This is a genomic window from Acinetobacter genomosp. 33YU, from assembly GCF_001990725.1.
GTDB lineage: Bacteria > Pseudomonadota > Gammaproteobacteria > Pseudomonadales > Moraxellaceae > Acinetobacter > Acinetobacter seifertii.
The window spans coordinates 163,863-178,483 of record NZ_LFZQ01000006.1; the positions used below are offsets into that span (position 1 = coordinate 163,863).

A 14,621-nucleotide genomic window follows, 5' to 3' on the forward strand; every position below is an offset into this window, starting at 1 on the left:
AAGATTCAATGATCGGATGTTTAATTGGCGAAGTGTTTGCCTTAGAAGCCCCTACTGTTTTACTGAATGTAAATGGTGTGGGTTATGAAATTGATACGCCACTTTCAACATTTTGCCAATTACAAAAAGGCCAGAAAGTTACGCTATGGACGCATTTAGTTGTGCGTGAAGATGCACAGCAGCTCTACGGTTTTAGCGATGCCCAAGAAAAAACTATTTTCCGCACCTTATTAAAAGTAAATGGTGTTGGTCCAAAAATGGCGCTAGGTATTTTATCAACGTTAAGCGTTGAGTTATTGGTTCATACCATTGAACATGATGATATTAATACATTGGTCAAAGTTCCGGGCGTTGGTAAAAAAACAGCTGAGCGCTTAATGATTGAACTACGTGACCGTTTTAAAACCTTGGCTCAAGGCACTTCAACTGCAGCAACTATGCCTCAAATTCAATTTGCTGCAAACTCTCCTGTTGCAGAAGCAGAAGCTGCGCTGCAATCTTTAGGTTATAAGCCACTTGAAGCACAAAAAGCTGTAGCTGCGGTTAAAGCCGATTACACTGAATCAGCCGATATTATTCGTGCTGCTCTTAAATCAATGATGAAGTAAATACACTTATGCAAGACCGTCTAATCAGTGGAACAGAAAAACCTGAAGATCATTTTGATCGGGCTATTCGACCGACTTCACTTGCCGACTATATTGGACAGCCAGTTGTACGAGAGCAAATGGAAATCTTCATTGGCGCGGCTCGTGGTCGTGGTGAAGCACTCGATCACACACTGATTTTCGGTCCACCGGGCTTAGGAAAAACCACGCTTGCCAATATTATTGCACGTGAAATGGGTGGCAATCTCAAATCCACTTCAGGGCCTGTTTTAGAGCGTGCGGGTGATTTAGCAGCGATGCTCACCAACCTTGAAGAAGGTGATGTTTTATTTATTGATGAAATCCATCGTCTTTCACCAGTAATTGAAGAAATTCTGTATCCGGCAATGGAAGATTACCAATTAGACATCATGATTGGTGAAGGCCCTGCTGCTCGTTCAATTAAACTTGATTTACCGCCTTTTACTCTAGTTGCTGCAACTACACGTGCGGGCTTACTCACCTCACCACTACGTGACCGTTTTGGTATTGTGCAGCGTCTTGAGTTCTACTCTGTAGAGGACTTAACTCACATTGTGTCGCGCTCTGCAAACCTCATGGATGTACCAATTACAGTTGAAGGTGCAGAAGAAGTAGCTCGTCGCTCACGCGGCACACCGCGTATTGCCAATCGTTTATTAAGACGTGTTCGTGACTATGCGCAAGTGAAAGGTACAGGTGAAGTGACCCATGAAATGGCACAGCGTGCGCTTGATATGCTCAATGTTGATAAAGCTGGCTTAGATACGCTAGACCGTCGTTATTTGAGCATGTTACTCGAGCGTTTTGATGGCGGTCCTGCTGGAGTTGAAGCCCTTGCAGCAGCTATGGCTGAAGACAGCGGTACACTTGAAGATGTGATTGAGCCTTATTTAATTCAACAAGGTTATGTCATGCGTACTGCGCGAGGCCGTATTGCAACCAATCAGTCTTATTTACAGTTTGGCATGACACCACCTGAGCCTAAAAACTAATCAAAGGAAGAGAATTTTCTCTTCCTTTTTTAATTTAAGTATTTTTTCAATTCAAATAATAATTGTCTTATCAATACATTAGCTAATCTATACCTTTTAAGTCTATATTTATACCTTATTGATTTTTTAATATTTTTAAAAACTGAATTATAAGCAATCTAGATATTAAATCTTATGAACAATAATATTTTTAGGATAAGGACATGTACAAAAAAGCCGCTTTAATTTTTCCACTTGCCCTCATGAGTCAACTGAGCCTAGCAGATTGGGTAAAAGATGCCGCACAACAAAATGAAAATCAGGTCATTCAGTTAAGACAACATATTCATCAAAATCCTGAACTGGGCAATATGGAAGTTAAAACATCTGCACTTGTTCAAAAAAAATTAAAGTCTTATGGCATTCAAGTCAAAACAGGTTATGCAAAAACAGGTGTTGTAGGTATTTTAAAAGGTAATAAACCCGGCCCTATTATTGCGCTTAGAGCCGACATGGATGCTCTACCTATGGAAGAAAAAAGTGGTGTTCCATTTGCGAGTAAACAAAAAGCAATTTATCAAGGTAAAGAAACTTATGTGATGCATGCTTGTGGACATGATGCACATACCGCAATGCTATTAGGTGCAGCAAAAATTCTAGCTGCCAATAAAGATAAAATATCTGGTACGGTTGTCTTTGTTTTTCAACCGGCTGAAGAAGGTGGAGCAGATATAGATAATTTCACACAAGGTGATCAAATCGGCTCCAGAAAGATGATCGCAGATGGAGCATTTAAAGACTATAAACCTGAAGCCATTTTTGGCATACATGTCATATCCGGTATGCAAAGTGGCCACCTTTATTATAAAGATGGCGCTATTTTAAATAGTGCAGACCATTTACGTATTCAGGTCAACGGCAAGCAGGTACATGGCTCTACCCCTTGGTTAGGTAGAGATCCAATTTATGCATCTGCACAAATGATTAATAATTTACAAAGCCTTATTAGCCGAAGGACTGATCTCACTCAAGGTATGGGTGTAGTGAGTATTGGGAATATTCAAGGTGGTACAGCAGGAAATGTAATTCCCGAACAGGTTAATATGGTCGGGACTATCCGCTCTAATAACGAACAAATACGAGCAAATATCTTAAAAAGTTTACCGGTCATGATAGAGCATAATGCTCAAGCCAATGATGTGACTGCCAAAGTTGAAATTGCGCCTTATGCGCCAGTGACCATGAATGACAAAACACTGACTCAGTTGATTCAGCCAACTTTAGTCAAGGTTGTTGGAGACTCAAAACTTCATGTTTTGGATCATAATGCAAGCGCAAGTGAAGATTTTGCCTATTATGGCAAATTAATGCCATCATTCTTTGTTTTCTTAGGTGCAACACCAGAAAATCAGGACTTAACTCAAGCTGCACCAAATCATAGCCCCTATTTTATTGTAGATAATAAAGCCTTAAAAACTGGAACAGAGCTACACGTCAGATTCGTATTAGATTATCCGAATATATCAAAACAAGTTCAAACTTCATGGAAGCCCTCTTAACTTAAAAAGCTTGCCAGCTATAAGATGTAGCGTTTTTAGATTAGAAATACAGCAATCGCAATTGAAAGGTTGTGCCATAGGACTTAGTATGCAATCTGCTAAACTGCCCCGTATTTAAAAGCAGATGTATGGCTTTTGAATAGAACGAATGTTTTATTCAAAGTCATATTTTAAATATAAAGCTCTATAGTGAACTAAAACGGAATACTCTCATGGCGAATCATTTTGAATTCAATATTCGTGTTTATATCGAAGATACGGACGCAGGCGGTATCGTTTACCATGCCAACCACATTCGCTACATGGAACGTACCCGTACAGAATGGCTTCGTGCTTCTGGTGTTGATCATTACTGGCATCAAAAAGACTACAACTTTGTTGTTCACAAAATTGACGTAAAATACATGCGTCCTATCCTAATGGATGACCTAATTACTGTTACAGCACGTGTAGTTTCATGTAAAGCTGCGTCATTTGTGTTGCAACAAAATATTTATCGTGGTGAAATCTTGCTTGCTTCTGGCGAGGTTGAATTGGCATGTTTAAGTAAAGAACTTGTAGCTCGTCGTCTTCCAGAAGAAATACGTGATCTTATTCGTAAAGAATTGGAACAAGACTAAAAAAGCAACCGGCATATGTAACTATGGCAACAAACATTGAATCAACCCTGCATATTTCTGACCTTATCTTACAAGCAAGTCCAGTCGTCCAATTGGTCATGCTAATTTTATTGTTAGCATCAATCTTTAGTTGGTATTTGATTGCCAAGTTACATATGGGTTATAAAAAGGCACGTCAAGGTGATGAACATTTTCAAAAAATGTTCTGGTCTGGTGCTGAACTCAATACGCTCTATAACAACGCACAACTCAACTCAAAACGTTCAGGTCTTGAGGATATTTTTTATCAAGGGCTGAGTGAATTTTTCAAACTTAAAAAGCGCCACGCTTCTACTTCCCAAACGATCGAAGGTACCGAACGTATTTTACGTGTTGGTTTAAGTCGTGATCAAAGTACTCTTGAATATGGCCTTGGCACTTTGGCAAGTATCGGTTCTGTTGCCCCATATATCGGCTTATTCGGTACAGTGTGGGGAATCATGAATGCTTTTATTGGTTTAGCTGCCGTTGACCAAGTGACTTTAGCAACGGTTGCACCGGGTATTGCCGAAGCACTTATTGCAACTGCAATTGGCTTATTTGCTGCCATTCCCGCAGTACTCGCTTTTAACCACTTTACGGCTAAAGGTGAAAGCGTCTACTCTGACCGCGCATTATTTGCCGAAGAAATGATTGCATTATTGCAACGTCAATCTGTGGGTTCATCACAGGAAGATGCATAATGGCTATTCAACGTTCAGGGCGCTTTGAGCGCATAAAAAAACCATTAAAAAGTGACATGAACGTCGTACCCTATATCGATGTAATGCTCGTACTCTTAGTTATTTTCATGGTGACTGCTCCCATGATTACTAGCGGTATTAAAGTCGACTTACCTCAGGCAAATAATCGTCCAATTGAATCCAAAGATACTCCAGCTATGGTAACGATTGGTAAAGATGGCAATATTTATCTTCAATACCAAGACTATAAAGATAACGAGCCACTTTCTCGTGAAAAGCTCGAATCTGTATTAAGTGAAGCGCAAAAGCAAGCTGAGCAGGAAAACAAGCAGCTTACGGTTTTAGTGAATGGTGATAAGTCACGCCCTTACGGTGAGGTCGTATCATTGATGGCAAGTTTACAAGAAGCAGGTTTAACTCAAGTTGGCCTTCTGACAGAGCCTTTAAAATAAGCTATGAACAAAAATCAAAAGCCTCCTTTTAAACAGAATGCGATTGCATTGGGCTTCACACTTGGAGTTCATGCAATTGCTATTGTCGGCTTGCTTTTTTTAGGCTTGAGTAAACCACCTGAACAGCCCAAAAAGCTAACTACTATTTTAGTTAAGCCAGAAGATTTACCACCGCCTTTAGCGAAAGAAGTTGAGCAACAAACTACAGCAGAAAATCAGGCAGAAGAAGTTCTAAGCCCAATTGTGGATGAAAATCTTCCTCAAAATCTTCCAGCAGTACCATCACCTCCTCCTCCGCCCACAGCACAACATCTTGTTGCCCAAAAGCAAAAAGCTGAGCAGGCACAGCAAGCAAAATTAGCTGAGGAAAAACGTAAAGCCGAAGAAGCTGCTAAAGCGAAGCAAGCTGCGGAACAACAACGTTTAGAGGAAGCTCAAAAGCAGCAAGCTGAAGCTAAGCGTCAAGCTGAAGCTAAGCGTCAAGCTGAGGCAAAAGCTGCAAAAGTTGAAGCCGAACAAAAGCGTAAAGCTGAAGCTGAGGCAAAAACCAAACATGAGCAAAGTGAGGCACGCAAAGCTGAAGAAGCTGCTAAACGAAAAGCTGAGGCCGAGGCAAAACTAAAACGTGAAGCAGAAAATGCAAAACTTCAGGCACAGCAAGAAGCAAAACGTAAAGCTGAAGCTGAGGCAAAAGCGAAACATGAAGCTCGTAAAGCAACCGAAGATGCTAAACGCAAAGCGGCTGAAGAGGCGAAAGTTAAACAGCAGAAAGTAGCTGAGGATGCCAAGCGTAAAGCTGAAGCCGATGCAAAAGCCCAAAAGCAGAAAGCGGCTGAGGATGCTAAGCGTAAAGCTGAAGCCGATGCAAAAGCTAAACACCAAAAAGCAGCTGAAGATGCCAAGCGTAAAGCTGAAGCCGATGCAAAAGCTCAAAAGCAAAAAGCGGCTGAGGATGCCAAGCGTAAAGCTGATGCTGACGCAAAAGCTAAACACCAAAAAGCTGCCGAAGATGCCAAGCGTAAAGCTGAAGCCGATGCAAAGGCTCAAAAGCAGAAAGCGGCTGAGGATGCCAAGCATAAGGCTGATGCTGATGCAAAAGCGAAACAGCAAAAAGCGGCTGAAGATGCAAGACGTAAAGCTGAAGCTGAGGCCGAAGCAAAAGCTGCATCTGCTAAAAAAGCACAGGAAGAAGCTGCTCAGAAAAAGGGTGAAGCCAAAAAAATTGCATCTTCAGCGAAGCGTGATTTTGAGCAGAAAATTAGAAATGCTTGGGATATTCCAGCAGGAACATCAGGTCAAAAAGCTACTGCGCGTGTAACATTAAGTGATAGTGGAGCTGTATTATCAGTTATTGTTAGCTCTAGCAACCCAGATGTTAAAGCTAGTGTTGAAGCAGCGATTCGTTCTGCTGCGCCGTATCCTATGCCATCTGATCCTGATGCTCGACGCGAAGCAAGATCATTCAGTTCAACATTTACTGCAAAATAAGTATCTTGTTACATGCTTTAAATAGTTTAAGGCATGTAACTATGTTACAAAATCCACAGTCACAAAAATGCCTTCAATGACTTTAAACCTATGAAAACGAGCCGCAAACACCTTTTAGCCTTAACGCTGCTTACAGCATTAAGTCCTCTTGCACCAACAGCTGCATTTGCTCAACTACATTTAGAAATTGCAAAAGCACCTGATCAGGCGCCTAAAATCGCTATTGTTCCGTTTAACAATGACAATGGACTTTATCCAATTGTTGAAACGGACTTAAACCGTTCAGGACGTTTCACAAGTTCATCGAAAAACTTACCTGCAAATGCTGCTATTAACCAGATTCAAGCATCTGATTGGCAAGCTGCAGGTATTCCATACGTTGTTACAGGGCAAATTAAGCAAACAGCTGATGGGTTTGAAGTCCATTACCAACTTTATGATGTGCAAAAACAGCAATATCTTCTAAATGAGTTGTTAAATGTACCTGCTTCGCGCATCCGCCAAGCTGGACATATGGTTAGTGATGCTATTTATCAAGCTTTGACTGGTATTGCAGGCGACTTTAGTGGTCGTATCGCTTATGTATTACGTAATCCAGCTACTCCTGCTGAACGTTACACTTTACAAATTGCGGATACAGATGGTGAACAACCAAAAACTGTTCTCTCTTCACGCGATCCAATTCTATCTCCGGCATGGACTCCTGATGCCAAAAAAATTGCTTATGTTTCCTTTGAAACTAAACGTCCAGCAATTTACTTACAAGATCTTTCTACTGGAACACGTGAAGTACTTACCAGCTTTAAAGGTTTAAATGGTGCGCCGAGCTTTTCACCAGATGGTAAATCAATGCTATTTACAGGGTCAATGAATGGTAACCCTGAAATTTATCAAATGGATTTATCAACTCGCCAAATCAAACGTATGACAAATGACACGGCAATTGATACAGAAGCTCGTTACACCCCAGATGGAAAAGCTTTTATTTTTACATCTGACCGTGGAGGCTCTCCTCAAATTTATCGCTATGATTTTGGAGATGGCTCAGTAAAACGTTTAACATTTAAAGGGTCATTTAATGCACGTGGCACTCTAAGTGCAGATGGTAAAAAAATTGCACTGGTGCATCGACCAAGTGGTAGTAACTATAAGGTTGCTATCCAAGATATTAATACAGGGATTGTTAATATTCTTACCCCTACGAGTTTAGATGAATCACCAAGTTTCTCACCAAATGGACAAATGGTGGTTTACGCAACTCGTGAAGGGAACCGTGGTTTACTGTCTGTCATGTCCACTGATGGTCGTTTCCGTATGAATTTACCAAGTGAACAAGGTGAGGTACGTGAACCAGCCTGGGCACCTAAATAACTTTTTCTTCCATTGATGGAGATGATGATGAAATCAATCAAATATTTGGCTTTTCCTCTACTTAGTGTAGCGCTTGTCATGACAGGTTGTGCGAGCCGTAAACCAGCAACGACTGCAAATGCTGGTACTACAAACCCAAGCACTGTAAACACGACAGGTTTAAGTGAAGATGCTGCATTAAATGCCCAAAATTTGGCAGGTGCTTCATCAAAAGGTGTAACTGAAGCAAATAAAGCTGCTTTAGCTAAACGTGTTGTTCACTTTGATTACGACAGTAGTGATTTATCTGCTGAAGATTATCAAACACTTCAAGCCCATGCTCAGTTTCTTATGGCAAATGCAAACTCAAAAGTTGCATTGACAGGACATACAGATGAACGTGGTACACGTGAATACAACATGGCTTTAGGTGAGCGTCGCGCAAAAGCTGTTCAAAGTTACCTCATTACAAATGGTGTAAATCCACAGCAACTTGAAGCTGTAAGTTATGGTAAAGAAGCTCCTGTTAACCCAGGCCATGACGAATCAGCTTGGAAAGAAAATCGCCGTGTTGAAATTAACTATGAGGCAGTTCCTCCTCTATTAAAATAAAATATCCCTTTAAAAAATAAACGCCCATCTATGGGCGTTTATTTTTGCTTTCTTAATTTAAGAAGATTTATTTTCCTCTTCTTCTGAATGTTGCATCGACTCAATCAAATCATGCTTATTAAAAGCTTTATATTCAGGTTTAGCTTCATAGTCTTTCCAAGCTTCCTGAACACTTTCTTTCGAAATTTCTTCTAAATTGATTGGTTCACCTGCCGTTGGGGTCGCATCAAACTTCTTAGTTGTCATTTCGATTCTCCTAAATATACATTCCTTTGCTATGCAAACAACATACCATGTAAAATGGGGCTTGTAAGCATAAATGCAACACAAATAAAGTAAGATAATTTTTATTTTCCGGCATTCTCATCTAGAATATGCCACGTATTTATTTGACTCATTTTGATGCTTGCGCACAGGAGCGTTTTTTTATGTCCAACCTCACATTGTCCCAATTTTTACAACAACAAAAAGGGAACCTAACACCTGAGTTGGCCCAAGTCATCGACACCATTGCTACGACTTGTAAAACCATTGACCAAGCCCTACAAAAAGGTGCTTTGGCTGGAATTTTAGGTAGTGCTGGTAATGAAAATGTTCAAGGTGAAACACAGAAAAAACTTGATGTGATTTCTAATGACTATTTAATTGATGCTTTAAAAGTTCACCCTCATGTTGGTGGTCTTGCATCTGAAGAGCTTGATGAATTTACACCTGCGCAAGAAAACGGCGAATACTTAGTTTTATTCGACCCATTAGATGGCTCAAGTAATATTGATATCAACATGTGCGTAGGAACAATCTTCTCGATTCTTCCTGCAAAAAATGCAGTGACACAGTCACAAGATTTCATGCAAGCAGGAACTCAACAGGTTGCTGCTGGTTATGTGTTATATGGCCCATCAACAATGATGGCTTTAACCGTTGGAAATGGTGTAGCGTTCTTTACTTTAGACCCAGAAACTCAAACATTCTTACTTACTACAGAGAATGTTCAAGTATCAGCAGATACTCAAGAGTTTGCAATTAACGCATCTAACCAGCGTCATTGGGAACAACCAGTAAAACAATATATTGAAGAGTTACTTGCAGGTAAAACATCTGTACGTGAAAAAGATTTCAATATGCGTTGGGTTGCATGTATGGTAGGCGATATTCACCGTATTTTATGCCGTGGTGGTATTTTCCTTTATCCATATGACTTAAAAGACCCGAAAAAAGCAGGTCGTTTACGTTTAATGTATGAAGCTAACCCAATGAGTATGCTTATTGAACAAGCAGGTGGTTCATCAACGACTGGCCGTGTTCGTATTTTAGATATTGAACCTACAGAGCTTCACCAACGTGTTCCTGTAATTATTGGTTCTAAAAATGAAGTGGAACGCGTAACAAGCTATCATTAATAATTTAAATTATAGAGGGCGTCATATAGTATGATGACGCCCTTTTGGATATATCCTTATGGCGGTTATTTTTTTAGAATCAAAAGACAATGCAAAAATTAAACATTTGCGTGGTTTAATTGAACTCAATAGCGCCCGAAAAAAGCATCAGCAAACAGTTCTTGAAGGTACTCACCTTTGCCTAGCTTGGTTACAACAACAGAAAAAGCTCTTTTCGTTGTTTACCACTGAACAGGCATTGGAACATGACGATTTAAAGAAAATTATCGAACTTCATCAGGGTCATATTTTTATTATTAGTGAAGTTCTATACAAAGACTTAAGTACCTTAGGTAATACTCTTCCTTGTTTGGCTATTATTGATTTACCTAAAACAGCATCAACGATTGATTATAGTTTAGACACTCTAATTCTCGAAAATGTACAAGACCCAGGCAACGTAGGTACATTATTACGTTCAGCAGCAGCAGCAAATATTAAACAAATCATTTGTACCCAAGGCTCTGCCTCCCTTTGGTCTCCTCGCGTTTTAAGAGCAGGTATGGGAGCTCATTTTAGCTTATATTGTTTTGAAAACTTTCAATTGACCGATATTCTTCCTAAATTCGATATTCCTGTTTTCGTTACAAGTTCTCATCGTTCAACCAGTCTTTATTCAAAAGATCTTTCAAAGCCATGCGTTTGGATTTTAGGCAACGAAGGACAAGGCGTAAGTGATTATGCTTTAGAGCATGCGCAGTCGGTGACAATACCTCAGCCCGGTGGTCAAGAGTCATTAAATGTAGCAATTGCAGGATCTATTTGTTTTTTTGAAATGGTTCGCCAACGCCAATAAAACGTTAATTTATTTTACATCACTCATATTTGTGAAAAAAATCATTTACACTACTAAAAAATAGCCGATTGTTGTCAACCTCCCACCTCTTTTCAACGTTATATAAGAGATATATTGAAGATAAGGTGGGTACGTCCAATGACAGGATTTTCCATCTCCATGGATTTAGCACCGAAAAAGTCTCGATCGGAAGCATCTAGTGTTCATGCCAGCACGGCTGAGCAACGCCTAAAGGTTTTTATGCAAGATGTTACGGGTCGTGCTTTGGTGATGATGGAGAGTGCTACCCAAGGTCAACAAGGCATTGCGATGGATTTGGTTCAAGAAGCATTTATTGCTTTACACAAGTCTTACGCCGATCGAAGTACTGAAGAATGGTATCCGCTGTTTTATACTATTCTAAATAACAAGCTTCAGGATTGGCGTCGTAAAGAAGCACGTCGGGCAAATCCATTTTCATTCTTCAAAAAAGTTAGTCTAGACAATGATGATGAAGAAATCATTGATGTTGTCGATGAAAAAGCAATCAATCCAGCAGATTTTCTAGATCAAGCAGTGACGATAGAAGAGATACGAGAAGCGATTGCAAAACTACCTGTTCGTCAACAGCAGGCTTTCATGTTACGTGCTTGGGAAGGGTTTGACACCCATACTACAGCACAAATCATGAACTGTACTGAAGGTAGTGTCAAAACCCATTATCATCGAGCAATTCAGGGACTTAGAGAGTACTTAGCACATTTAAATCCCATGGGAGGTTCTAATGAATCATGATGATTTCACTAAAAAGGTGACGTCTAAACTCGATAGTTTGGCTGATCACCATAAAAATAAAACAGTGGTAATGAATCATGTGCTTGACCATATCCAACAGAAGCCAGCATCTTACTATAGTGTCTGGAAAATGACGGGTTTCGCACTTGCCGCAGCAATTACTGGTTTTGTGATTTTACCAAATTCAGCGGAGTTGATCGAAAAGCCACAAAATCAAGTTATTGTAAATCCTAAATTATCGCCACAGATGGTTGAAGATTTAGAAATGCTGATGGTGTTGGGTGAGGATAAAGTTCAACATGGTAGCTAAAAAGTTAGCACTTATCCTTTGTTCATTAAGTTTCCTGCAAACAAGTTTTGCGGGTTTTGAACGTTTCTGGATTTTTTCTAAAGATGCCAATACACAAGTAGATGATACTTGGAATGCTATGTCTGAAGAAGAACAACGAGCTGTAATTAAACGCTATCAAAGCTTAAAAGAATTACCAGCAAATCAAAGCGCTAATCTGCAACAACGCATGGATTGGTTCAACCAACTCCCAGATGCAGAAAAGCAGAAAATGCGTGAAGCTTGGCAAAAAATGAGTACACAAGAGCGTAATGATTTACGTCAGCGTATGCTTAAAGCAAGTGCAGACGAAAGAACAGCTATACGCGAAGAATATATCAATAAATATTTAGAACACTAACCTAAATTTCTAATAAAAATGCTTGTTTTGAAATCCGACTAGCAATAAAAAAGCCTCCTATGGAGGCTTTTTTATTTTTCTTATTTACGATAACGTCTATAAGCAATCAAACCTAACAGTGATGCAATAGAGAGAATGCCTATACCTCCCCCACCACTTCTTGAATCATCAGTTGTAGTTGCTGTGCTTACTAAATTAATCGTTCCTGCGCTAGCTGAAATAGTTCCATCTGCATCGTATACATAGTAGGTCAATGTATCATTGAAAGTATTAAACACGTTGCTCGCTTGAATATAGATGTTGCCACCATAGCAAGTATTACCACTATCACTTTTAGGGCACGGACCTTCCCGATCTGCTTTCACTACCTTGAAAATACCGTCTTTTGAGGTTTTGCTTGGTATATAAATTGGTAACTCCACACCCTGATCATTTACCCAAAATTTAGGTTTGTTTGGTTTGGTCTTAAGTGTGTTTACAGGACCATCCCCATCATCATTAGCATACTGTAATAAATTTAAAGGAATAACTTCATTTGCTAAATACTTAAACGTTACCGTACCATTACCGGCAACTGGTGGAATATTATCAAAACGAGCTTCCAATAGCCCAGATGATTGTGTGGTCCCATCTTTACTGCTAATCGTATACTTACAATAGTTGTAATCACCAGCTTGGGTAATAACATCATCCAATCTGTAAAAAATAATTTGCTGCAAAGCAGGATTCCATTCACATTTAAGTACTGCTTCTTCTTTATCTTTAATATTAAATACTTTATCGTCAATTAATCCTGTTCCAACAGTTTCAAGATTAATATTATAATCCGTTGTATTAAAGAATTTTAAAATATGATTACTATCTTCATTTGGCAAAGGTAAGCCATTTGCTTTCAAATCAATATAGATTGCTCGATATTTTGCATTTGCTTTGGTTTGATCAAGAAGATTTTTATAATTTGCTGAATCAATTTTTAATACATTCAACAAATACGCATAATCTGGATTCAATATATTCTTCTGAACCGTATCATATTGAGATTGATATTTAGCCAGCAAATCCGTAAGAGAGGTATTACCTAAACCTTTTATATCACCAGCGGTAAGTTTCATTAACTCGACTGAGCCAATATCACAACTATTACGACTATTTGGTTGATAATATAATTTACTGTCCGCAAGTCGTGATAAACCTCGTTGGTCTATAGACGTACAGGTATCTTTACCTTCAGGATCTACATCTACTAGATTTTTGCCACCAATATTATTTTTTGGATAGTAAATGGGTAGAAAACCAGTTTCTGGAGCAGAGGCATGTAAAGGTTCAAGTAATGCATTAAAAGGCTGACCAGCTATATCAACAGTTCGATGTGTAGACGTCAGTGCTTCTGTTGGTAAGTCACATTTCGCAGAATCATTTGTCAGATTCAAAGCATTAAATGATAGTGCGAAACCAGCATTTTTTAAATCAGCCGCAGGTCCTATAAAGTAATGACAAGCATAGGTTCCCAAATTATAACCAATTACATTAAACCTTAACTCTTTACTTCCCATAGTGTCATATAAGAAGGTGCTATAAGCGTTATTTTCAACAATAGTATTATTTTTTAAAGATAAAGTACTGTTAGCGCTAAGTATGGTTGAAGGATTAGGAGTACCGTTTGGAGTAGCATCACCGGTAAATTTCAAAATACTGCCATTTACTGTATTTGCAATATTTTGAGCAATGGTATTAATTGTAAAAGTTGCTTTTGGCTCCCCGCAAAACTCAAAAGTATTATTAGAGCTATTTGAACCATTATTGATAATACTAGATGAGGTAAATGTTACTTCTCGTTTTGCATAGGCTGTACCATTCCAACAGCTCATCGAAAGCACACTTCCAGATGTTGCTGTATTACCTTGAATTAAAGAATGTGTTGTAGACAAATTAACATTATCACCACCCAGAAAAATTGCTCCTCCTTTTGGAGCTTGAGAGTTTAATATCTGAGTATTGAGCAATGTGACATTGCCACCAGCATAAATCGCACCGCCAAAATCTGGTGCTACACCATTTTCCAAAATAACGTTTTGAATAAATAGAGGCTGTTTATTTACGGCTGTGTTGAAAATACGCGATTTTCCAGCAGCATTTATTATTGTTTGTAACGGTTGTAGTGCTGGATAGTCATTGGTTAACACACTTTTTTCTGACCAATTTTTATCTTGATCTTTTTCACCGAACCCATAAATTGCTATATCTGCATTGGGAACCAGCTCTTTATTTAATGTATAAGTCCCTGCTTTTAGTTGAATCACCTGACTTTTAGAAGTGTTATAGACTGTACATCCATAATCAGATCTTCGTGTTTCAGCAACTTTTATTGCTTCTCTTAACGAGCAAGCATTAGGATTCTCACCATCCTCATCTGCAAAAGTTGTAACTTCGATTCTTTGATTTGCTGTATCAGCAAAAAGAGGCATAGCCGCTAGCACGGCTAGTGCTAATACTGCTTTTTTATAATTTTTCATAGTCCTC

General features: G+C 39.1%; 16 protein-coding genes. 14 read left to right on the top strand and 2 right to left on the bottom strand.

Annotated elements, in window-relative coordinates; genetic code table 11:
* Positions 1-8 precede the first annotated feature (8 nt).
* The 9 genes from ruvA (at position 9) to pal (ending at position 8,403) form a co-directional block, all read left to right on the top strand.
* Positions 9-608 (top strand): Holliday junction branch migration protein RuvA, encoded by a 600-nt coding sequence (gene ruvA / locus AC056_RS07155; RefSeq protein ID WP_016146147.1) that lies wholly within the window; start codon positions 9-11, stop codon positions 606-608.
* A gap of 8 nt (positions 609-616) precedes the next feature.
* Positions 617-1,621, top strand: coding sequence for a Holliday junction branch migration DNA helicase RuvB (ruvB, locus tag AC056_RS07160; RefSeq protein WP_002052424.1), 1,005 nt, complete (start codon positions 617-619; stop codon positions 1,619-1,621).
* 203 nt (positions 1,622-1,824) lie between these two features.
* Positions 1,825-3,159, top strand: coding sequence for a M20 family metallopeptidase (locus tag AC056_RS07165; RefSeq protein ID WP_077163159.1), 1,335 nt, complete (start codon positions 1,825-1,827; stop codon positions 3,157-3,159).
* A 212-nt stretch (positions 3,160-3,371) separates the two neighbouring features.
* Positions 3,372-3,779, top strand: a complete 408-nt coding sequence (ybgC, locus tag AC056_RS07170) for a tol-pal system-associated acyl-CoA thioesterase (RefSeq protein ID WP_004699892.1) — start codon at positions 3,372-3,374, stop codon at positions 3,777-3,779.
* 23 nt (positions 3,780-3,802) lie between these two features.
* Positions 3,803-4,501 (top strand): protein TolQ, encoded by a 699-nt coding sequence (tolQ, locus tag AC056_RS07175; protein ID WP_004699890.1) that lies wholly within the window; start codon positions 3,803-3,805, stop codon positions 4,499-4,501.
* Positions 4,501-4,953 carry a protein TolR gene (gene tolR / locus AC056_RS07180; RefSeq protein WP_039254620.1) on the top strand — a complete coding sequence of 151 codons (453 nt, stop codon included), beginning with the start codon at positions 4,501-4,503 and terminating at the stop codon, positions 4,951-4,953. Before tolQ ends, tolR begins: the two co-directional genes overlap by 1 nt.
* Positions 4,954-4,956: 3 nt before the next feature.
* Complete coding sequence (gene tolA, locus AC056_RS07185) at positions 4,957-6,441, top strand: cell envelope integrity protein TolA (protein ID WP_077163160.1); 1,485 nt, start codon at positions 4,957-4,959, stop codon at positions 6,439-6,441.
* Between the two features lie 90 nt (positions 6,442-6,531).
* On the top strand, positions 6,532-7,812 hold the full coding sequence (gene tolB / locus AC056_RS07190) for a Tol-Pal system beta propeller repeat protein TolB (RefSeq protein ID WP_019457280.1): 1,281 nt from the start codon (positions 6,532-6,534) through the stop codon (positions 7,810-7,812).
* 27 nt (positions 7,813-7,839) lie between these two features.
* Complete coding sequence (gene pal, locus AC056_RS07195) at positions 7,840-8,403, top strand: peptidoglycan-associated lipoprotein Pal (protein ID WP_004699882.1); 564 nt, start codon at positions 7,840-7,842, stop codon at positions 8,401-8,403.
* 57 nt (positions 8,404-8,460) lie between these two features.
* Here pal and AC056_RS07200 read toward each other — a convergent pair whose 3' ends face one another.
* The gene (locus AC056_RS07200; protein ID WP_002052586.1) at positions 8,461-8,649 is read right to left on the bottom strand and encodes an NF038105 family protein; all 189 of its coding nucleotides are present in this window, start codon (positions 8,647-8,649) and stop codon (positions 8,461-8,463) included.
* 182 nt (positions 8,650-8,831) lie between these two features.
* Between AC056_RS07200 and AC056_RS07205 the strand changes: the two genes are divergently transcribed.
* The 5 genes from AC056_RS07205 to AC056_RS07225 all read left to right on the top strand — a co-directional run bounded on the left by AC056_RS07205 (position 8,832) and on the right by AC056_RS07225 (position 12,101).
* Positions 8,832-9,803 (top strand): class 1 fructose-bisphosphatase, encoded by a 972-nt coding sequence (locus AC056_RS07205; RefSeq protein WP_004699879.1) that lies wholly within the window; start codon positions 8,832-8,834, stop codon positions 9,801-9,803.
* A gap of 58 nt (positions 9,804-9,861) precedes the next feature.
* Complete coding sequence (locus tag AC056_RS07210) at positions 9,862-10,638, top strand: TrmH family RNA methyltransferase (protein WP_077163161.1); 777 nt, start codon at positions 9,862-9,864, stop codon at positions 10,636-10,638.
* Between the two features lie 159 nt (positions 10,639-10,797).
* On the top strand, positions 10,798-11,412 hold the full coding sequence (locus tag AC056_RS07215) for an RNA polymerase sigma factor (RefSeq protein ID WP_019457282.1): 615 nt from the start codon (positions 10,798-10,800) through the stop codon (positions 11,410-11,412).
* Positions 11,402-11,722 (top strand): hypothetical protein, encoded by a 321-nt coding sequence (locus tag AC056_RS07220; protein WP_019457283.1) that lies wholly within the window; start codon positions 11,402-11,404, stop codon positions 11,720-11,722. The genes AC056_RS07215 and AC056_RS07220 overlap by 11 nt, the downstream gene beginning before the upstream one ends.
* Complete coding sequence (locus AC056_RS07225) at positions 11,712-12,101, top strand: DUF3106 domain-containing protein (RefSeq protein WP_004699871.1); 390 nt, start codon at positions 11,712-11,714, stop codon at positions 12,099-12,101. The genes AC056_RS07220 and AC056_RS07225 overlap by 11 nt, the downstream gene beginning before the upstream one ends.
* Before the next feature lie 80 nt (positions 12,102-12,181).
* Here the strand turns inward: AC056_RS07225 and AC056_RS07230 are convergent, their stop codons facing one another.
* Positions 12,182-14,614: a CSLREA domain-containing protein gene (locus AC056_RS07230; protein ID WP_077163162.1), complete on the bottom strand. Its 2,433-nt coding sequence runs from the start codon at positions 14,612-14,614 to the stop codon at positions 12,182-12,184.
* Positions 14,615-14,621: the final 7 nt, after the last annotated feature.

Coding starts and splice junctions, on each gene's coding strand:
- ruvA (WP_016146147.1), top strand. CDS start 9: ATGATCGGATGTTTAATTGGCGAAGTGTTTGCCTTAGAAGCCCCTACT.
- ruvB (WP_002052424.1), top strand. CDS start 617: ATGCAAGACCGTCTAATCAGTGGAACAGAAAAACCTGAAGATCATTTT.
- AC056_RS07165 (WP_077163159.1), top strand. CDS start 1,825: ATGTACAAAAAAGCCGCTTTAATTTTTCCACTTGCCCTCATGAGTCAA.
- ybgC (WP_004699892.1), top strand. CDS start 3,372: ATGGCGAATCATTTTGAATTCAATATTCGTGTTTATATCGAAGATACG.
- tolQ (WP_004699890.1), top strand. CDS start 3,803: ATGGCAACAAACATTGAATCAACCCTGCATATTTCTGACCTTATCTTA.
- tolR (WP_039254620.1), top strand. CDS start 4,501: ATGGCTATTCAACGTTCAGGGCGCTTTGAGCGCATAAAAAAACCATTA.
- tolA (WP_077163160.1), top strand. CDS start 4,957: ATGAACAAAAATCAAAAGCCTCCTTTTAAACAGAATGCGATTGCATTG.
- tolB (WP_019457280.1), top strand. CDS start 6,532: ATGAAAACGAGCCGCAAACACCTTTTAGCCTTAACGCTGCTTACAGCA.
- pal (WP_004699882.1), top strand. CDS start 7,840: ATGAAATCAATCAAATATTTGGCTTTTCCTCTACTTAGTGTAGCGCTT.
- AC056_RS07200 (WP_002052586.1), bottom strand. CDS start 8,649: ATGACAACTAAGAAGTTTGATGCGACCCCAACGGCAGGTGAACCAATC.
- AC056_RS07205 (WP_004699879.1), top strand. CDS start 8,832: ATGTCCAACCTCACATTGTCCCAATTTTTACAACAACAAAAAGGGAAC.
- AC056_RS07210 (WP_077163161.1), top strand. CDS start 9,862: ATGGCGGTTATTTTTTTAGAATCAAAAGACAATGCAAAAATTAAACAT.
- AC056_RS07215 (WP_019457282.1), top strand. CDS start 10,798: ATGGATTTAGCACCGAAAAAGTCTCGATCGGAAGCATCTAGTGTTCAT.
- AC056_RS07220 (WP_019457283.1), top strand. CDS start 11,402: ATGAATCATGATGATTTCACTAAAAAGGTGACGTCTAAACTCGATAGT.
- AC056_RS07225 (WP_004699871.1), top strand. CDS start 11,712: ATGGTAGCTAAAAAGTTAGCACTTATCCTTTGTTCATTAAGTTTCCTG.
- AC056_RS07230 (WP_077163162.1), bottom strand. CDS start 14,614: ATGAAAAATTATAAAAAAGCAGTATTAGCACTAGCCGTGCTAGCGGCT.